Origin of the sequence: Streptomyces sp. NRRL F-5727 (assembly GCF_000719555.1) — a bacterium.
Classification (GTDB): Bacteria; Actinomycetota; Actinomycetes; order Streptomycetales; family Streptomycetaceae; genus Streptomyces.
In genome coordinates this window covers 21,567-39,654 of record NZ_JOGX01000059.1, presented here as the reverse complement: position 1 = coordinate 39,654, position 18,088 = coordinate 21,567, and the positions used below count along the sequence as shown (strand labels likewise).

At 71.1% G+C, this 18,088-nt stretch carries 18 protein-coding genes and 2 pseudogenes; 9 read left to right on the top strand and 11 right to left on the bottom strand.

The window, feature by feature from the left end; all coding sequences use genetic code 11:
- Positions 1-801: 801 nt before the first annotated feature.
- Positions 802-1,575, top strand: a pseudogene (locus tag IF73_RS39925) (IS5 family transposase).
- Positions 1,576-1,663: 88 nt separating this feature from the next.
- The gene (locus IF73_RS0130025; RefSeq protein ID WP_031013598.1) at positions 1,664-2,383 is read left to right on the top strand and encodes a DUF2625 family protein; all 720 of its coding nucleotides are present in this window, start codon (positions 1,664-1,666) and stop codon (positions 2,381-2,383) included.
- 6 nt (positions 2,384-2,389) lie between these two features.
- Here IF73_RS0130025 and IF73_RS40685 read toward each other — a convergent pair.
- The 3 genes and pseudogenes from IF73_RS40685 to IF73_RS0130010 all read right to left on the bottom strand — a co-directional run bounded on the left by IF73_RS40685 (position 2,390) and on the right by IF73_RS0130010 (position 5,859).
- A pseudogene (locus tag IF73_RS40685) lies at positions 2,390-3,200 on the bottom strand (IS5 family transposase).
- A 268-nt stretch (positions 3,201-3,468) separates the two neighbouring features.
- The gene (locus IF73_RS0130015) at positions 3,469-4,182 is read right to left on the bottom strand and encodes an alpha/beta fold hydrolase (RefSeq protein ID WP_031013595.1); all 714 of its coding nucleotides are present in this window, start codon (positions 4,180-4,182) and stop codon (positions 3,469-3,471) included.
- A 111-nt stretch (positions 4,183-4,293) separates the two neighbouring features.
- Positions 4,294-5,859 carry an alpha/beta hydrolase gene (locus IF73_RS0130010; protein WP_037880936.1) on the bottom strand — a complete coding sequence of 522 codons (1,566 nt, stop codon included), beginning with the start codon at positions 5,857-5,859 and terminating at the stop codon, positions 4,294-4,296.
- Between the two features lie 308 nt (positions 5,860-6,167).
- Here IF73_RS0130010 and IF73_RS38895 point away from each other — a divergent pair, with 308 nt between their 5' ends.
- On the top strand, positions 6,168-6,743 hold the full coding sequence (locus IF73_RS38895; protein WP_051717451.1) for an FAD-dependent oxidoreductase: 576 nt from the start codon (positions 6,168-6,170) through the stop codon (positions 6,741-6,743).
- A 404-nt stretch (positions 6,744-7,147) separates the two neighbouring features.
- On the opposite strand, the gene IF73_RS0130000 is transcribed toward IF73_RS38895, so the two are convergent.
- Entirely contained in the window at positions 7,148-7,528 is a 381-nt protein-coding gene (locus IF73_RS0130000) for a nuclear transport factor 2 family protein (protein ID WP_031013591.1), read from the bottom strand.
- An 87-nt stretch (positions 7,529-7,615) separates the two neighbouring features.
- Complete coding sequence (locus IF73_RS0129995; protein WP_031013589.1) at positions 7,616-8,377, bottom strand: nuclear transport factor 2 family protein; 762 nt, start codon at positions 8,375-8,377, stop codon at positions 7,616-7,618.
- 198 nt (positions 8,378-8,575) lie between these two features.
- Here IF73_RS0129995 and IF73_RS0129990 point away from each other — a divergent pair, with 198 nt between their 5' ends.
- Positions 8,576-9,472 carry a helix-turn-helix transcriptional regulator gene (locus IF73_RS0129990; RefSeq protein WP_031013600.1) on the top strand — a complete coding sequence of 299 codons (897 nt, stop codon included), beginning with the start codon at positions 8,576-8,578 and terminating at the stop codon, positions 9,470-9,472.
- Between the two features lie 5 nt (positions 9,473-9,477).
- Here IF73_RS0129990 and IF73_RS0129985 read toward each other — a convergent pair whose 3' ends face one another.
- Positions 9,478-10,203 carry a DUF4241 domain-containing protein gene (locus tag IF73_RS0129985; RefSeq protein WP_031013586.1) on the bottom strand — a complete coding sequence of 242 codons (726 nt, stop codon included), beginning with the start codon at positions 10,201-10,203 and terminating at the stop codon, positions 9,478-9,480.
- 298 nt (positions 10,204-10,501) lie between these two features.
- On the opposite strand from IF73_RS0129985, the gene IF73_RS0129980 reads away from it, so the two are divergent.
- Together IF73_RS0129980 and IF73_RS41250 are read left to right on the top strand one after the other, a co-directional pair.
- Positions 10,502-11,707 carry an alpha/beta hydrolase family protein gene (locus tag IF73_RS0129980; protein WP_031013583.1) on the top strand — a complete coding sequence of 402 codons (1,206 nt, stop codon included), beginning with the start codon at positions 10,502-10,504 and terminating at the stop codon, positions 11,705-11,707.
- Positions 11,708-11,881: 174 nt separating this feature from the next.
- Positions 11,882-12,028: a hypothetical protein gene (locus IF73_RS41250; protein ID WP_158822184.1), complete on the top strand. Its 147-nt coding sequence runs from the start codon at positions 11,882-11,884 to the stop codon at positions 12,026-12,028.
- A gap of 15 nt (positions 12,029-12,043) precedes the next feature.
- Here IF73_RS41250 and IF73_RS0129970 read toward each other — a convergent pair whose 3' ends face one another.
- Genes IF73_RS0129970 through IF73_RS0129960 form a run of 3 tightly spaced genes read right to left on the bottom strand, consistent with a single transcriptional unit; the run spans position 12,044 to position 13,997 of the window.
- Entirely contained in the window at positions 12,044-12,463 is a 420-nt protein-coding gene (locus tag IF73_RS0129970; protein WP_031013582.1) for an SRPBCC family protein, read from the bottom strand.
- Entirely contained in the window at positions 12,460-12,813 is a 354-nt protein-coding gene (locus IF73_RS0129965; protein ID WP_051717449.1) for an ArsR/SmtB family transcription factor, read from the bottom strand. The genes IF73_RS0129970 and IF73_RS0129965 overlap by 4 nt, the downstream gene beginning before the upstream one ends.
- 32 nt (positions 12,814-12,845) lie before the next feature.
- Complete coding sequence (locus tag IF73_RS0129960) at positions 12,846-13,997, bottom strand: MFS transporter (protein WP_234338386.1); 1,152 nt, start codon at positions 13,995-13,997, stop codon at positions 12,846-12,848.
- 172 nt (positions 13,998-14,169) lie between these two features.
- On the opposite strand from IF73_RS0129960, the gene IF73_RS0129955 reads away from it, so the two are divergent.
- Positions 14,170-14,916, top strand: coding sequence for an AraC family transcriptional regulator (locus IF73_RS0129955; RefSeq protein ID WP_031013578.1), 747 nt, complete (start codon positions 14,170-14,172; stop codon positions 14,914-14,916).
- 30 nt (positions 14,917-14,946) lie between these two features.
- On the opposite strand, the gene IF73_RS0129950 is transcribed toward IF73_RS0129955, so the two are convergent.
- Positions 14,947-15,177 (bottom strand): hypothetical protein, encoded by a 231-nt coding sequence (locus IF73_RS0129950; RefSeq protein ID WP_031013577.1) that lies wholly within the window; start codon positions 15,175-15,177, stop codon positions 14,947-14,949.
- Positions 15,178-15,601: 424 nt separating this feature from the next.
- On the opposite strand from IF73_RS0129950, the gene IF73_RS0129940 reads away from it, so the two are divergent.
- Together IF73_RS0129940 and IF73_RS0129935 are read left to right on the top strand one after the other, a co-directional pair.
- A complete protein-coding gene (locus IF73_RS0129940) occupies positions 15,602-16,717 on the top strand; it encodes an NADAR family protein (RefSeq protein WP_031013575.1) in 1,116 nt (371 codons plus the stop codon).
- Positions 16,718-16,840: 123 nt separating this feature from the next.
- A complete protein-coding gene (locus IF73_RS0129935) occupies positions 16,841-17,233 on the top strand; it encodes a DUF3052 family protein (RefSeq protein ID WP_031013573.1) in 393 nt (130 codons plus the stop codon).
- A gap of 30 nt (positions 17,234-17,263) precedes the next feature.
- On the opposite strand, the gene IF73_RS0129930 is transcribed toward IF73_RS0129935, so the two are convergent.
- Entirely contained in the window at positions 17,264-18,052 is a 789-nt protein-coding gene (locus IF73_RS0129930; RefSeq protein ID WP_031013572.1) for an SDR family oxidoreductase, read from the bottom strand.
- Between the last annotated feature and the right edge of the window lie 36 nt (positions 18,053-18,088).

Sequence of the window (18,088 nt, the reverse complement as noted above, 5' to 3'; positions counted from 1 at the left end):
AGAACGGCACGACGAATCGCAGCCGTCAGGCTCAGTGGTTCTTGCGGAGTGGCTGTCCGGGGCCGACCGGAGTCGGTGCTCACGTCGGACAACTCGGAGGACACTACGCACCCGACGAACGCGTGTCAACTTCGGCCACACCGGGCTCACCGCTGTCTACGTAGGGGTGTCCGACCCTGGCTACGGCCCTGGTCCTGGCGAACAGCCTGCGCACGGACGTGCATGTCACGCCCGCATCAGTCGCTGCCGAACGACAGCAACCTGGTCCGTGCCATTGCCGTGATCGCCCGCACTCAACAGGACTCGGTCTGGAACCGGCAGTCGGTCGCCAACCGGCTCCGCGCGCTGCTACGCAATTACTATCCCGCGGCCCTGGAATGTGCCGACCGGAGGCCGAGCCCGCCTCACGCCCAGATCACGGCGGCCGCTCAAGCGCGCCTGCCGCAAGCGCGGCATCGAGTCGGACCTCGAGCGGCTGCGTGAGGCTCCGCACCGACTGGGCCGTCAGCCAGAGCTTGCCGCAGACGCGCTCGACGAACAGACGTTCGCCCTACTCGGACAGCTCACGACCGACTGCACTGCCCCCACCCAGGCCGTGGAGGCTGCCTACACAGTCGCACTCGGGCCTCCGGCAAGGAGGCCAGCATCACCAACCAATCTGTTCAACCGGATGCCGGGCCAGCTCCGCCACTTCCTTAGCGGTCCTAACAGAAGCTGTTGATCATGTGACTGTCGGCTTGGTTGTTCGTTGGTCCGTTCGTGGCGAGGAGGAACTCACGGCCGTGGATCGTCTAGGATGAACTGTGGTCGCTGGCCGAGCCGTTGTTGCCGGTTCCGGCGCCGAAGCTGGTGGCGGGACGGTCGCGGGTGCCGGACCGGCAGGCTCTGTGCGGGATCCTGTTCGTGCTGCACACCGGGATCCAGTGGGAGTACCCGCCCTAGGAGCTCGGCTTCGGCTCGGGCATGACGCTGGCGACGGCTCGCCGCCTGGAACGAGGCCGGCGTCTGGGACCAGCTCCATCTGGTCCTGACTCAAGAAGCTGCGGTCGGCCAAGCAGCTCAACTGGTCGCGGGCGGTGATCGACTCCAGCCACGTCCGGGCCGCTCGACGGGCCCAAAAGCGGACCCAGCCCGGTCGACCGAGCACGTCTGGGCAGCAAGCACCACATCCTCGTCGACGGACAGGGCATCCCGCTCGCCGTGTCCCTGACCGGCGGCAACCGCAACGATGTCACCCAGCTGATGCCCCTGTTTGCGAAGATCCCGTCCGTTGCCGGCCTGGTCGGCCGGCCCGGGTGACGGCCGGACGTGCTGCTGGCCGACCGCGGCTACGACCACGACAACTACCGCCGTCTCGTCCGGGCCCAGGGCATCAAGCCGGTCATCGCCCGGCGTGGCGTCCCGCACGGCTCCGGCCTCGGCGTCCATCGCTGGGTCGTCGAACGCACCATCGCCTGGTTCCACGGCTTCCGGCGCCTCCGCGTCCGATGGGAACGGCGCGACGACATCCACGAAGCCTTCCTCGGCCTCGCCACCTGCCTCATCACCCACCGACACGTCCAACGCCTTTGTTAGGACCTCTTAGAGATGGTCTCGATTGGTGAATCGAAGTCCAGGTGCCCCGGCGGAGTGCGCGTCTCGACCTTGGTGCGACGATGCGGAGATGCGCGACCACAATGAACTGATCAACGTCGACGACCCTGCATGGCCGATCCTTCTTCAGGACCTGGCCGGCACCGACGTACCAGTTGAGGTGCTACTCGGCGATCCCATGGCAGGCCGAGCCTCCCTGCTGCAGTTGCAGGTCTCCGCCCGGTCGAATTTGGGCGGCATCGTACTGAACTGCGGCGGTCTGCTCGTGGACGGTGGATGGCTTCGGATTTTTGGCAGTCCGAGCGAGGCCGGACTGCCTGGCCTGGCCGAGGTCAACGCGATGCCCTCGACGTTCGATCCCTCATGGCGGCCCGGTGCTGGTCTCGTGGTTGCGCACGACGTGCTCGGCGGGGTCTTCGCCCTCAACGGGGGTAACCCCCGTGAGTCTGGGCGGCCCGGCGAGCCAGGCGAGATCGTCTACTTCGCACCGGATGCGCTCCGCTGGGAGGCTTTGGGCGCCGGCCACTCGGCATGGCTGTCTTGGGTCTTCTCCGGAGGGCTTCAGGAGTTCTACGAAGGCCTGCGGTGGGACGGCTGGCGTAGCGAGGTCTCTGTGCTGGACGGTCGGCAGGGGTTGTCGTTCTTCCCGCCGTTGTGGTCGGCCGAAGCCCGCCAGAATCTGCAAGCGGCCAGCCGTCGCGCGGCGCCCATGGCGGCACTCCTCGGCATGAGCCGCGACTCGTGCCTTCACTTCGATGGCGCCGACCCGGGCTTCCTCGGGGTCGCATGATCCGGCTCACCCGTCCAGACGCCGACAGCAGGTGAGGGTTGCGGCGCTGCCGGCGAACGCGAGGAAGTGTTCGGCCTTGCGCTCGTAGCGGCGGTGCAGACGGCGGCATCCAGCGAGCCAGGCCACCGTTCGCTCCACGGTCCAACGGTGACGGCCCAGGCGCTGAGAGGGTTCGATTTCCTTCCGAGCGATGCGCGGGGTGATGTGGCGGGAGCAGCCACCTTCGCGGGCGGTCGTAGTCGTACCCCTTGTCGCCATGGAGGTTGCCAGGCCATTGTCGGCGCGGCCCGCGGCGGGAGCTGATGGGCGGGATGCCGCGGACGAGAGGTTCCAGGCCCAGGCTGTCGTGCGTGTTCGCGCCGGAGATTCCCAGTCACAAGGGCAGTCCGTTCCGGTCGGTGATCAGGTGCATCTGCGATACCAACTTGCCGCGGTCGGTCGGATTCGGTCCGGTCAACGGCCCCCTTTCGCGGCCCGCAGACTGACGGAGTCGATCGCACACCTCGACCAGTCCAGCACTCCCCGCGCTCCCGAGTTCGTCGAGGATCACGTGGTAGAGCCGGGCCCAGACCCGGTCCCGGCTCCCCTGGGCGAACCGGCGGTAGGCCGTGGGCCAGGCGGGGCCAAACACCGTCGGCAGCTGCCGCCACGTGCAGCCCGACGTCGCCTCGAAGATGATCGCGGACAAGGCTTCACGATCACCCGCCGGGCGCCGTCCCCCGCCCTGCGGACGCACCACCACCGTCGGCTGCACCACCCGCCTGAACAGCACCCACAGCTCGTCAGGCACCGGCCGCTCAACGAGACCCCTGCGCAGCATCGCCGTCGGAGCGCCAGGCAGGGCCGGGGCGGAGGGCATCGCGGCCGATCTCCGCCGCCACGCCCGGGCCCCTCGTCGCCCCCTCGCTCCCCGGATGGTCACGGACCGGACGTAATGCGACTACGCCGGAGCCCTGGGTCGTTGAGCAGGGCCCGAAGGCATGTCGATCGTGAACAACCGCCGGGTAGCGCGGCGGCTCGCCGCAGTTCGAGCTCGTGTTGAGGATGGTCCGCCTGTCCCGTGGGCCCGCAACGTGGAAGGGTGGTTACTCCGCGGCCGAGTCGATGAGGATCTGCGCCAGTTCACGCGGCTGGGAGAACATCGGCCAATGGCCGGTGTTCATCCTGGCGAGCCGCCAGTGCTTGCTGTTCAGCAGCTTGGTCACGTCCTCGTCTGGTTCGGCGTCGGCGGACTCGGCTCCGTCGGGCAGACAGAGGATGTATGTCGCCGGGAGTTCGCTGAGCGGCCCTGCGAGCACGGCGGGCTCGGTCAGCGTGGCGCCCGGGTGGGGCGTTGCGCCACGGACGAGTCGTGCGATCTGTTCGTCGGTGAGACCCTCGCCGTCATAGTGAGCAGCCGGCACGAGCGGCCAGAACCCGCCGTTCTCGGCAATCGATGCCTCTACTGCCGCCCCACCATCTGGCCAGGCGGAGACGAACGATTCGCCGTCACTCGGAATGCTCGAGTCGACGAATACGACGCGGTTCAGCCGATCGCCGATCCGCTCCGCGGCCTGGCCGACCGGGATGCCTGAGTAGCTGTGACCGACCAGGACCACGTCGCGCAGGCCCTGGCGTTCTACTTCGGAAACGATGTCCTGGACGTGGGTCGCTTGACTCGCGTGTACGCCCCGCTTCTCAGCAAGACCGGACAGCGTCAGCGGGTACACGCCGTGGCCGGCTGCACGCAGGTAGGGAACCACCTCATCCCACGCCCACGCCCCGAGCCGCGCACCTGCAACCAGCACGTAATTCACCATGCCCGTACCGTAGCCGGGCAGCCCGACGATCCGTAGAAGATCCTTTCGATGCTGGGGGTGATCGCCGCGGGGCGTGGAGCTCGGGGTCCCTGGGCCCTGGCGGCGGGCGTGTCATGCCTCGCAGGTCGGGTCTTCTGTGGGGAGACGGGCCGTGCGGAGGTAGGTGTTGACCTGTTGGTCGACGCAGGCGTTGCCGTATTCGCCGTACAGGCCGTGCTGGCGGGAGCCTTCTACGGTGAGCAGGCGGGAGCTCGGCCACTGGTCGCGTACGGCCTCGGCGCCGGCGTAGAGGGTGCGGGGGTCGCCTGTGGCGTTCACGAGCAGGGCGGGGACGTCGTTGTCGAGCACGGTCGGGGCTTCGGTGGGGTGGTCCCAGAATTCGCAGGGGGTGATGTTGTTGGCCAGGGGGCCGGGGAGGGGGTAGCGCTCGCGGGACCTTTCGACGGCACGCCAGTAGCTGCCTACGCCGCGGCGCTCGGCCACGTCACCGCAGACGATCGCGGTCATCTGGCTGGAGGAGGCGGAACCGGTCGCTGTCAGCAGGAACTCCAGCTGTCCGGAGAGTGCTTCGGAGGGCTCTACCGGCTGCCGGTCCGCTGCGCGCGCCAGGAGGCGGACGGTCGTGGCCAGGTCGGCGCGCCGCGCTTCGAGGTCGCTGCCCAGGCCGCCGATGAGGAGGGCGGGGAGGACGTGCTCGTCCAGGACGTGCGTCGTGCCGATGCGGAGTGGCTGCTGCGCTGCGGCGTCGAGGATGTGCTCCACCGTCGCCAGGACCTCGGAGCGCGTCCGGCCGAGGCTGTAGGTGTCGTGTCGTTCGGCGGCCCATGACGCCCAGGCGTGCAGGGCTGCTTGGCTGGCCGCCTCGGTTCCGCGGAGAAGGGTCTGGGTGTAGTGCTCCGGGCTGTTGACGCCGTCGAGCACCATACGGTCGGTGCGGCCGGGGAAGAGCTGTGTGTAGACCTCGCCGAGGTAGCTGCCGTAGGAGTAGCCGAGGTAGGAGAGGGTGTCCTCGCGGAGGGCGGCGCGGATGACGTCCATGTCGCGAGCGGTGTTGCGCGTGGTGACGTACGGCAGCACGTCGCCGTTCGTACGCTCGCAGCGCTCGGCGAGGTCGCGTGCGAGGGCGACCTCCTCGCGGTACGCCGCCCGGTCGGCGCCGGCGGAGCGGAGGAGCGCGGAACCGAGGTCCCAGCCGCAGTCCAGCGGGGTGCTGCGGCCGACGAAGCGCGGGTCCATGCCGATCAGGTCGAAGCGGTGGGCGACCTCTCCCATCGCCCCCGACTTGGTCAGGGGCATCTGGAGGCCGGGGCCGGCCGGTCCGCCGTCGTTGAGCAGGAGCGGGCCGACGCGGTGGGCGGTGTCGGTGGCCTTCAGGCGGGAGACGGCGACGGTGAGGGTACGACCCTCGGGCTCGGCGTAGTTCAGTGGCACGGTGATGTCGGCGCACCGGGCACCGGCGGCGTCCAGCGCCCGGCCGACTCCGTCGTCGGCGCCGAGGGTGCAGGCATGCCAGTCGATGCGCTGGTTGTGGAAGCGGGCCAGTGGGTGGAGAGCGGTGGCCGGGGCGGTGGGCGTGGCGGGGGCGGTTGTTGACGCGGTGGCGGTGGTCGTCGTCGCGGTGGCGGCCAGCACGACCGCCAGTGCCAGTAATGAGGGGCTGCGTCGGGAAGTTGCCATGCTCGAACGCTATGGCGGTGGGTGCGTTGGATGCTTCAGGGAAAGCCCCGAAATCGGTCGGGGTGTCCCCTGAAAAGGACTGAGGGTGGTGGCGCCACGGGATGCGGTCGGCTCCGGGCCTTCCGGCCCGTCCTGGCCGGGGCCCCGACGTGTGGCTCGGCGCCTCGCCGTCTCGCCGCCTTGCCTCAGCGTCTCCGACAGCTCCGCTGTCGCCTTCGGCCTGGGGTGGCGGATTCGAGCTCGTCGTCGACCGCGCCACGCCCATCGACACCGCCACACAGCGCGTGTGACTGGCGTCGGGCCGCGTCTTGGACTACGACCACGACGTGGACGCGGTGGGCAGCACCGCAGGGACGCCGCCGTCCGTGCCGGGCGCGGCCGAATTCGCCGTACCCCTCGTCGAATTCGAGGTTGCCGAGCGGCTGCGCGCCACGCTGGACGTGGTGCCCCGTGACGCTCCGGTCACCGTCGTCGGCGGCGGGCTGACCGGCATCGAGAGGGCCGCCGAGCCGGCCGAGGGGAACGCGCGGTCACGCTGGTGTGCGGGCGCGTCCTGGCCCCCACGTTCAGCGCGGGCGGTCGCCGCTGCATCGCCGCGTGCGTGGCTGTTCCGGCACGGTGTCGCGGTGCTCGAAGGAGTCTCGGTGAGCGAGGTGTGGCAGGACGAGGTCGTCCTCGACGACGGTTCCGGCGGCGGCCCTGCCGACGGTGCGGTGCGGCCGAGCGCGCTGTCCATCTGGGCCGGCGGGGTTCGGCGTACCCGATCTGCGGCGGTGGGCGGGCTGCGCACCGAGCCACTCCGCAGTCTGCTCACCGACGGGACGCTGACCGCGTCGTCGAGGCCGGCGATTCCGTCGTGCCGTCGGGCCGACCGCTGCGGATGAGCGGTTCTGCCGCCGGATCCCTCGGCGCACAAGCCTCAGACACTGTGTTGAGCCACATGGCGGCAGTGCGGCCGACGGTGATCCATCTGGCCTACACCAGGGCTTGCGTCAGGCTCGGCCGACGTGCCGGCGTCCGGCAGCTCGCTCGCGAGGACGACACCGCGGTGGGTGTGTACGTCGGCAGTCGTGTGGGCGCAGTGATCGCGGAGTTGATCTGCACGTTCGGGGTGGAGCGGCATCCACGTCATCCGCATCCCGGACCAGGTCGCTGCCGTGACTGTCTCGCGCAGGATCAGCCGGTGAGTGGGAGCGGCGGGGGTGCAATGTCAGGAGCCGGGGGCTGTGTCGCTTCGTCGAGGGGGGGTGTTGTTCGGTTGTCCTGCCCTCCGCAGGGGTGCGGAGGGCTAGAACATGGTGTTGTCGTTCTTGGAAGTGGGCGGGATGACCTGGAGGACGTCCCAGTGTTCGACGATCTTGCCGTGGGCGTCGAAGCGGAAGATGTCGATGCCCGCGTACTCCTCCTCGGGCCAGATCTGGTGGCAGTGCAGGATGACGTGGTCGCCCTCGGCGAAAGCGCGCTTGAAGGTGACGCGCTTTCCCGGGTACTCGGCGGCCATGCGTTCGAAGTACTCGACGAACGCCTGTTTGCCGTCGGCGACGTGGGGGTTGTGCTGGGTGTAGGTATCGCCGGCGTACCGGTCGATGGCCTCGGCCGGGCGGCATTCGTTGAACATGAGGTCGTAGAACGCCTTGGCGGCGGCCTTGTTCTTCTCCGGGTCGTTCATGGTGCCACCGTAGGGTCGGGTGCCGGGTCCGGCATGGTGAGTGTGGCGAGCAGGTGCCGGGGGCCTGCCGGGGGCCTGCCGGGCGCCTCAGAACAGGCCGTTGGAGTGCGGCAGCTCGGCGGGAACCGGGGTGATGACGTCCCAGTGCTCGACGATCTTGCCGCCCTGGACGCGGAAGAGGTCGTAGTACGCGACGGGGGTGCCGAACTCGCCCTCGGACTGGAGCAGGACGAGGTCGCCCTCGGCGATGACCTTGTGCACCTTCTTGTAGACGAGGTCCTTGCCCTGTTCGGCCCACTTCGCGGCGGCGGCGCCGAAGCCGTCGAGGCCGTCGGCCGCCTCGGGGTTGTGCTGGTGGTACGTCTCGGTCGAGACGTAGTCCGTCAGGACCGTGTAGTCGGCGCCCTTCAGGACCTTCTCCGCGAACTCAAGGACCAGGGCCCGGTTGGCCTCGGTCAGGTGCGGGTCGGTGGGCTCGGTGGGACCGTCGGTCTGGGAGCGGCCGGAGGCGGTGTCCCCGATCAGCGGGGTGAGGGCGTCCCAGTGCTCGGCGAGCTTTCCGTCGGCGTCGACGCGGAAGATGTCGAAGGCGACCAGCGGGTCGGGGCCGAAGCCGTGGTACGTGCCGTGGAGGGCGACCAGGTCGCCGTCGGCGATCACGCGGGCGCCCACGTACCGGAAGCCCTCGGGCAGTCCGGCGACCAGGGTGCGCAGGGCCTCCGGACCGTCCGCCGCCAGGGCGCTGTGCTGGCGGTAGTCGGCGGCGACCCAGCGGTCCACCGCGCCCGGGTCCTTCTTCCCGAAGAGCTCGCCGACGGCGGTCAGGACGGTGTTCTTGGTGCTGCTCATTGCGGGTCTCCTTGCGGATCGGGGTGGGGGTGGAGGTCGAGGGCGTGGGGTGTGGGGTGGGGGTCGCGGCTCCCGCGGGTGTCCGCACGGGTCGCAGCCAGCCTTGCTCCTTTCCGACATCTCCCTGATGTCGAGGAGCGCACACCTCCAAGTGTTGGGGGGCTGAGCGGCCTGAAGCGGATACGCTGGCGACTCACGATGGTCAAAAAACGACACGATGCCGAGATCGGGATCCCCGAGGTCTCCTTCACCGCCCCCGTGGGCACCCCCGCCGGCGTCGAGGTGCTGTCCCTCGCCGAGCTGCGCCGCAGGGTGCCCGCCGGGCGGCTCGCGGCGCCCCAGCGGCCGGACTTCCATCACCTGATCACCCTGGCCGACGGGGCCCTGCGGCACACCGTCGACTTCACCGCCCACAGCCTCGAACCGGGCACCTGGCTGTGGGTGCGCCCCGGGCAGGTGCAACAGTGGGGCGACCTCGGCCGCGCCGAAGGGACCCTGGTCCTCTTCCGCCAGGACTTCCTGGACCCCGCGACCTCCGCCGGCGCGCGCGTCGAGGACCCGCACGCTCCTGTGCTGCTACGGCCCCTGCCCGGCGACGCCTCCGCCCTCCGGCTGGCCGCCGATCACCTCACCACCGAGTTCCGGTCCCTCGGGCATCTGCCGCTGGAGGTCCACACCGCGGCGCTGCGCCATCTGCTCGCCGTGCTGGTCCTGCGCCTCGCGCACCTCACCGCGCCCGTCGGCGGGCCGGTTCCCGAGGCCGACGCGACCTATCTGCGGTTCCGCGACGCCGTGGAGAGGGACTTCGCCCGGACTCGCCGGGTGGAGGACTACGCGGGGGCGCTGGGCTATTCGGCACGTACCCTGTCGCGCGCCACCCTGGTCTTCGCCGGCGTGGGCGCCAAGGAGTTCGTCGACCGCCGGGTCGTGCTGGAGGCCAAGCGACTGCTGGCTCACAGCGACCAGACGGCCGCCCAGATCGCGGGCCGCCTCGGGTTCTCCAGCGCCACCCACTTCAGCAGGTACTTCCACCACCGCACCGGGCAGACCCCGATCGCCTTTCGCGACTCGGTACGGGGACACTCCGCGCCCTGAGGCGCTCAGGCTTCGGCTCCGTGCAGGCCGGTGGTGACGACGACGGCGGCCACGTCGCCGCTCCCGGTGCGGCCCACCCAGACGATGCCGCCGCTCTCGGCGCTGAACGTGACCAGATCGGCCTGGCGCGAGTCGTCACGCACCCGCTCGCCTTCGTGGGGCAGCCGTTCCGTCTCGCGTGGGACGGGGCTGCCGTCCACGTACGTGCGGAAAGGTGCCGAGAGAGTCGTCCACGCGCCGGCGTCGGCGAAACAGCCGACATTGGCGTCGGAGGCGAAACGGAACGAATCGCCCGGCTGGAGGCCGTCGATGTCGTCGTCGACGCCCAGGCCCATCTCCCACGCGACCACCGGCTCGTCGTGGAGGCGCAGCCGCGTCGCGGCGCACTCGATGCCCTCGAAGTGTCGGCCGAGGAACTCGTACGGGCCGGCCGTCCAGGCGACGTCCACCGGGTGCGCGCCCGCCGGGATGCCCACCGCCAGTTCGCGCGGGGGTCTCGTCGGCAGCCCGCGCTCGTACCGCCACGCGTCGTCGTCGTGCCAGGGGGCGTCGACGACGAGACGGCCGCTGGGGACGCGCAGGGTGGCCACTTGCTCGACCCTCGTCACGACGACGGGCGTGGTCGGATCGTCGTACACCGTGCCGAGGCGGGCGCCGGGTGTGAAAGCCGCGTCCAGGTACCGGGCGGCCTCGGTCCCGGCCGCCAGCCGAGGATCGCCGACCCACGTCATGGCTCCTCCCCCCCCCCTCTCGCCGAGCGCGGTGAGCACCTGGGCGGTGCGCGGGGAGCAGCCTACGTGCGGCGCCGGGTTACGGCCAGGAGGCCGCGTGCTCGGGGCGGGTTCGCCAGGGGCGTCGTCTCGCGCGTTCTGGTGAACTCGCCTCTTCGTACGAGGATCTGACGGGGCGGCAAGACTGACCTGGGCAGCCAGGACTACCGTGCGTCCGACCCGGGTCGTACCGTGCGTGTGAGGGGTTGCGACCGTGGGAGGACGCGGGCGTCCGGAGGGGGAACGTAGCGTCCTCGGCATGAACAAAATGATTCGGGCGGCGGCCACCGCCCTCCTCGCCTGCGCGGTCGTCTTACCTGCCGCCACCACCGCCTCTGCCGCTTCGACCCCGTCCGTTCCTTCTGGTCTGTCCGCTGCTTCGGGGAGCACGGCCGTCGCTCCCGATCGAGGCGACGAGCGGCTGCGGATGCCGGCGCCCACCGGGTCGTACGGGGTGGGGAGTTCCGTGCTGCACCTCGTGGACCGGTCCCGGACCGATCCCTGGGTGCCGACGGCGGACGCGCGCGAGCTCATGGTGACGCTGCACTACCCCGCGTCCCGTCCGGGTCGGCCCGCGCGGTACGCCACGGACGACGAGGCCCGGCTGTTGCTCGAGGCCGTGTCGGTCGACGACCCGGCGCTGGAGCGGCAGGTGGCGCGGGCCCGTACGTACAGTGCGGCGGAGGTGCGTCCCGCGCCGGGGCGGCACCCTCTCGTGGTGCTTTCGCCGGGCTTCGGCATGGCGCGGTACACGCTCACCAGCCTCGCCGAGGACCTCGCCTCCCGCGGTTACGTCGTCGCCTCGCTCGACCATGCCTACGAGTCGTCCGGGACGTCGTTCCCGGGCGGGCGGACCCTGACCTGTGTCGCCTGCACCGTGATGGGGGACAGCGGCTGGTCCAAGGGCACGCTGGTGACCGGGACCCGCGCCGCGGACACCCGGTTCGTCCTGGACCGGCTGACCGGCTCGCGGCCCGCCTGGAAGTACGCGTCCTCCATCGACGCGAACCGGATCGGCATGGCCGGCCACTCGGTCGGCGGCGCGAGCGCGGTTCCCGCCATGGCCGCCGACCGGCGGATCGACGCCGGGGTGAACATGGACGGCACCTTCTGGGACACGCTGCCCGCCGACGGGCTCGGCGGCCGTCCCTTCCTGCTGCTGGGTGCGGACGCGCACCACCGGCCGAACAGCGGGGACGCGTCGTGGGACACCACCTGGAAGGGGCTGAGCGGCGACAAGTACTGGCTGACCGTCGACCGCGCCGACCACCTCGGCTTCAGCGACGCGCCCGTACTCCTCCGCCACCTCGGTCTCCCCTACGGCGACCTCGCGGCCGAGCGCGCGGTGGCGGTGACCCGCGCGTACGTCGCCGCCTTCTTCGACCAGCACCTGCGGGACCGGGAGCAGCCGCTGCTCGACGGGCCGGACCCGGCGCACCCGGAGGTTCACTTCCACCGCCCCTGAGGCGAGAACGACAGGCGGCACATGGGAGGGGCGGGCCCGGTTCACCGGGCCCGCCGCGGAGATCATCGCGGAGCCCGAGCGAACAGTGAGGCCAAGCCGCCGGCCGTACCGGCGCTCGGCCAGGAGTCGGCTGCCTTCGAGGTACCGGGTCACCTGGGTCAGGCGCTCGTCCAGGTGGGCACCGCCGTCGTCGCCGTGGAGGAGAAGGGCAGGAACGGCTCCGAGGTCCAGGTCGAGACGCTGGAGAGGTGGATGAAGATGGCGGCGGCTCGCGCCCAGGAGGCGCAGGACGGCCTCGCGCCCGCCGCGTCCGCCGGGTAGCGGTTCGGTCGCGCGTCAGGCGGTCTCGGCCAGGGCGGCGTCGAGGCGGTCCAGGACGTGGGGCCAGCCCTTCCCCATGCCTGCGTACGCCTGTCGGCCCATCGGGGAGTCGAGGTCGAAGCCGGCGTGGGTGAGGACGAGGAGGGTGCCCTCGCCCTGCGGGTGGAGCGTCCAGGTGATGGTGGTGTCGAGGGTGCCTTCGGCGAAGCGGTACGCGAGGAGGCGTTCGTCCTCGACGGCGGTCACCTCGCAGGGCTGGCTGCCGAAGGTGCCCATGTCGAGGGTGAAGCGGTGTCCGACGACGGGCTTGATGTCGCCAGCGGCCCACCAGCGGGCGTGCAGTGCGGGGTCGGTCAGGGCCTTCCACACCGCCGCCGGGGGGTGGGACAGGGACTTCTCGCAGGTGATGGTGTCGGTCGTGTCGTGCTGGGTCATTTCTTGTGTCCTTGTTCGTCGGCTTGTTCGCCGTCTTCTTCGTCGGCTTCTTCGTCGAGGAGGTCGGAGAGCGCGTCCATGCGCTGTCTCCAGTAGTGCTCGAACGGGTGCAGCCACTCGCTCACCTCGGCCAGCCGGGCCGGTTCGAGGTGGTAGAAGCGGTGCCGGCCGCGGGGTTCCTCGCGTACCAGTCCGGCGGTCCGGAGCACCGCCAGGTGCTCGGAGACCGCCGGTCTGCCGAGTTCGAACAGGGCCGCCAGCTCCCCTGTGGGGCGGGGGCCTTCCCGCAGGCTCTCCAGCAGTCTGCGGCGGACCGGGTTGGCGAGCACGCCGAACACGTCGGTAGGCATGGGACGAGTATGCGTCGGAGAAATCCGACGCGTCAAGAATTTCCGACGCGTTCTCGGGGTGGGGTCTTGCCGGTCACAGCCGGCGCGGTGGGTTCGGGCAGGGCACGGAAGAGGAGCCAGCTGAGGGCGGGCATGGCGATCAGGGGGGTGAGGGCGGTGCGGAGGGAGGTGGTGTCGGCCAGGTGCCCCAGGAGCGGGCTGACGAGGCCGCCGATGCTGACGGTGAGGCCGAGGGTGACGCCGCCCGCGGTGCCGACGCGGGAGGGCAGGTAGTCCTGGCCGAGCGTGACCTGGAGGGAGAAGGGGACGTACAGGCCGGCGGAGGTGAGGGCGACGCAGAGGAACATGGCCGGGCCCGGCGCGTGGATCACTCCGGCGACGGCGGCGATCGACAGCAGGTAGGACCAGCGGCACACCCGGACCCGGTCGTAGCGGTCCGCCAGCGCACCGCCCAGGACCGAGCCGACCGCGCCTCCGAGGAAGAGCAGGAACAGGGCGACGGTTCCGGCGGTGGCGCTGCCCTGGGTGCGCTGCCGGGCGTAGAGGGCGATGAAGGTGCTCAGGCCGGTGAAGACGACGGAGCGGAAGACGACCGCCAGGGACAGTCTCACGAACGAGGCCACGTCGTCGGCGCCCCTGCCCGGGGGCTTCTTGGTGGTACCGCCCCGGGGCCGGGCGTACAGCTGGAGCACGGGCACGGTCAGGGCGGCGCCGACGAGCGCGGGCAGGACCAGGACCGGTGTCCAGCGCAGGGAGCCGTGGCCGATCGCGGCGGACACCAGGAGCGGGGCGAGCGCGAAGCCGATGTTGCCGCCGAGGGAGAACCAGCTCATCGCGCGGTGGCTGCCCCGGCTCGCCAGGCGGGCCACCCGGGCGGACTCCGGGTGGTAGGCGGCCACGCCGACGCCGGAGACCGCCACGAAGACCAGGGTCAGGGCGTACGAGTCACCCAGGCCGCTCAGCGCGATGCCCACGCCGCTCAGCAGGGTGCTCGCGGGCAGCAGCCAGGGCATCGGCCAGCGGTCGGTGAGCGCGCCGAACAGCGGCTGGGCCACCGACGACAGCAGGGACGCGGCCAGCACGATGCCGGAGGCGATCGCGTAGGTGTAGTGGCGTTCGGCCACGAAGAACGGGATGAGCGCCGCGACGGCGCCCTGGTAGACATCGACGCAGGCGTGGCCCACCGCCAGCAGAGGGATCGAGGTGCTCTGCAAGGGAGTCGAGGAGTTCTGCCGGGGAGTCGAGGAGTTCCGCCGGGGAGTCGAGGAGTTCCGCGCTGGGATCGAGGTGTTCTTTCGCACCCGCCCCATCCTGGGAGAGGCGGCCGCTGTCGTGCTTTCGATAGATTGCCAGGTGATGCAGAAAATCCGCCACACTCCCGTCGCGCCGACCCGTACCCAACGTCTCGCGTCCGGCGGCGAGATCGACGCGCACCGCCATGACGATCACCAGATCGCCTATGCGAGCCAGGGCACCATCGCGGTGACGACCGACGCGGGTTCCTGGGTCGCTCCCGCCACGCGCGCGCTCTGGATCCCGGCGGGCACCGTCCACCAGCACCAGGCCCACGGCGAGCTCGACCTCCATCTCGTCGGCCTGCCCACCACGGAGAATCCGCTCGGTCTCGACCGGCCGGCCGTCCTCGCCGTCAGTCCGCTCCTGCGGGAGCTCATCGTCGCCTACACGCGCACGCCGGGGGACGACAGCGCGCCGCGTCTCCGGCTGCGCGCCGTCATGCTCGACCAGTTGAGGGTCTCCCCCGAGCAGCCGCTGCACCTGCCGACCCCCACCGGTCCCCTGCTCAGGGAGCTCCACGCCATCCTGCGCGCCGACCCGGCGGACAACCGCCCGCTCGACGAGCTCGGCCGGCAAATCGGTGCCAGCGCCCGCACCCTCTCGCGCCGCCTGCGCGCCGAACTCGGCCTCTCGTACCCCCAGTGGCGCACCCAGATCAGGCTCCACCACGCCCTGATCCTGCTCGCGGAGGACCTGCCCGTCACCGCCGTCGCGCACCGGTGCGGCTGGTCCTCCGCCAGTACCTTCATCGACGTCTTCCGCCGCGCCTTCGGGCACACGCCTGGGGCCCGGACGGCTGCGGGTTGAGCGCCGCCCGGGCGGGTGGGTGGGCCGCGGTCAAGGGCACGCGACGTTCTGTCCGTCGCCGGTGACTTCGGCGGCGCAGCCCCGCGGGGCCTCCGCGAGAGCGTTGCCGTCGTCGCCGTCCACGGTGGCGGTGTTGTGGTCGCCCGGGCTCGCCACGGCGGAGCTGCGGTCGCCGTTCACGGTCGCCGTGTCGTCGTTGCCGGACGGGGCGCCCGGTGTCGGTGCGCCGCCCGCGAAGGCGAAGCCGAGCTCGCCGGTCACCGTGGCGGTGTTGCGGTCACCGACGCTCGCGAAGGCGGCGTTGAGGTCCCCGACGGTCGTGGCGGTGTTGTCGTTCCCGCGGACGGCGAACGCGATGCTGTCGTCGCCTTCGACCTCGGACGTGTTCCGGCTTCCGATCTGGGAGACGGCGAGACTGTTGTCGCCTTCGACCGTGGCGGTGTTGTCGTCGCCGAACGCCGCGACGACTTCGCTGGTGTCGCCGACCCTTTTGGGAACCTTCCGGCTGCGATACGGAACGGACGGGCGACACGTGGATACCTGGCGGCCCTCGGCCTCCGCGTCGTCCCCCTGGGCGAGGGCAAGGGAGCCGAGCGTCGTCGCTGGATCGTTTCCCCGCGTCTGATCTGCGGCGACAGGAAAAATCGGCGTGCCTCGCGGCAGGCCCGTCGGGCATCATCGCGGGATGATCGGCAATCGGATCACCCATCGCATGGCGGACGGCGTCCGTGTTCCCGGAACCTGGCGCCACGCGTTCATCTGCAACGGCGGCACCTACTTCCTCACCGACCTCTTCATCTACGCCGACGGCATCGTCGACTGCTGGGACCTGGTCACGCTCGACGAGTTCGAGAAGAAGCTCCGCAGCGGGTGGGTGGCCACCAGCCTTCCGGACGGCGGTTCGGCGTCCGCGCACCACCTGGGCTGGTGGACCTTCGGTGAGCCGGACACGTGGCTGACCCCGGAGCTGCTGCTCGCCGAGGTCCGCGACACCGTCGACGAGCTGAACGGTCGCCCCGACTCGACCGGCCGCTGCCTGGCGGCGGTGGATGTCTTCCTCGCCGACCGGACGGAGGAGAACCGTTCCGCGGCCAGGGCCGCCTATCTGGCCATCCCCGAGACCGTGCGTCACTACGCGCTCGGCGACATGGACCGCAAGGACCGTCCCCTGCAGGTCCTGGTGGCGGGGCCGGGCGGTCCCCTTCCCTCCCGGCCCGACGAAACGGTTTCCCAGAAGGAGTACGACCACGCCGTCACGTACTTCGAGGAACGGGACCGGTGGCGGGCCAAGGCGCGTTCGCGGGTGCCGGCGGACGGGGCGACGCACTCCTTCTCCCCCGCCGTGAAGCTGCCGCACTCGTATCCCCAGCGCGCGCTCGAGCACCCGGACAAGCGGTGCCTGCGCAATGACTACCCCGCGCCCCTCACCCTGGACGACGTCACCTATCCGTCGGTCGCGCACGCCTACTGGGCCGAGTCCGTCGCCGAACCGGAGGCGCGCAGCTCGGTCCTCGCGGCGGAGACGGGCGCGCGGGCGCAGACCCTCGCGGCCGGAGCGACGCGACGCGAGGGCTGGGAGCGGACCCGCACGGCGGTCATGGCCCGCCTGCTGCGCGCCAAGTACGAGCAGCACCCCGACCTCGCCGCGATCCTGCTGGCGACGGGGGACGCCACCCTGATCTACGACGACGCGGACTCGGGCTTCTGGGGCGACAACGGAGGCCGGGGCCGGAACTGGATGGGCCGCCTCCTGGAACTCGTCCGGTCCGAGCTGGCGGCCGACCAGGCCCACGTCGACTAGGAACCGTTTCCGGCCGGTCGTGTGACCGGCGCTCGATCGCCCACAGGATCGGCCGGCGCGTGCCTGGCGCAGACGCGGGGCCTCTGCTTGGCTGTCCGCGCGCGGCCGGAGGAGGTAGGGAGGATGACGGTGGACCACGCGGAGCGGATGGGGCTCCGGGCGGGACAGACCGTACGGGAGATCGGCTGGGACGACGACACCGATCCGGACCTCAGGGACGACGTCCGGCGGGTGACCGGAACCGAGCTGCTGGACGACGACGTCGTGGTGGATGTCGTCCTGTACTGGTGGCGGTTGGGCGACGGCGATCTCGCGAGTGAACTGCGCTACGACATCGGGCCGTTGTCCGAGGACGGGGCGGTCTGGGTGCTGACGCCGAGGGCCGGCAAGCCCGGCCACGAGACCGTCGACGACATGGCCGAGGCGGCCGCCTCGGCGGGGTTGCGGCATGCGGGGAGCGTCGACCTCGGCGGTTGGGTCGGGCATCGGATCGGGCGGATGCCCGCCGCGTCGTAGGGGTTCTCCCGGACCTCTCCCGGCGGCGGGTCAGCCGGCCAAGCCGCCGTTGCTCTTGAGGAGTTGCCCGTTGACCCACTGGCCTTCCGGCGAGCAGAGGAAGTCCACGAGGTGCGCCGTGTCCTGCGGGGTGCCCAGGCGGCCCAGTGGCGTCTGGCTCAGCATCTGGTCCCGGACGGCGTCGGACATCCACCCGGTGTCGACCGGGCCCGGGTTGATGACGTTGGCCGTGATCCCGAGGTGGGCGAGTTCGTGGGCGGCGGCCAGGGTGATGCGGTCCAGGGCGCCCTTGCTGGCTCCGTACGGCAGGTTGCCGACGGTGTGGTCGCTGGTGAGGCCGATGATCCGGCCCGATCCCGGGGTGCCGGCGAAGCGCCGGCCGTACTCGCGGATCAGTAGCCAGGTGGCGCGCGCGTTCACGGCGAAGTGGCGGTCGAAGCTCTCCAGGGTCGTGTCGAGGAGCCCGGAGTCGACCGACTCGCAGTGGCACATCACCAGGGCGGTGACACCGCCCAGGCGCTTCTCGACCTCGTCGAAGACGCGCTCCGGGGCGCCCGGGTCGGCGAGGTCCGCCTCCACCGCCGCCGTGTCGGCGCCCCGCTCCGCGAGGGACCGGGCGATGGTGTCCGCCGCGTCGGCCTCGACGCCCCACTCCATGCGGGCGTCGTAGGGCGTCCAGTACGTGAAGGCCACGTTCCATCCGGCCTGCGCCAGCCGCAGGGCCACGCCCGCGCCGATGCCGACGGTGCGGCCGACGCCGGTCACCAGCGCGACCGGTCGTGGGGAGTCGGACCTGGTCTGCTCGTCTGGATGCGTCACCGCGCCATGGTCGGATCCGCGGCGCGCGCCGGGCAA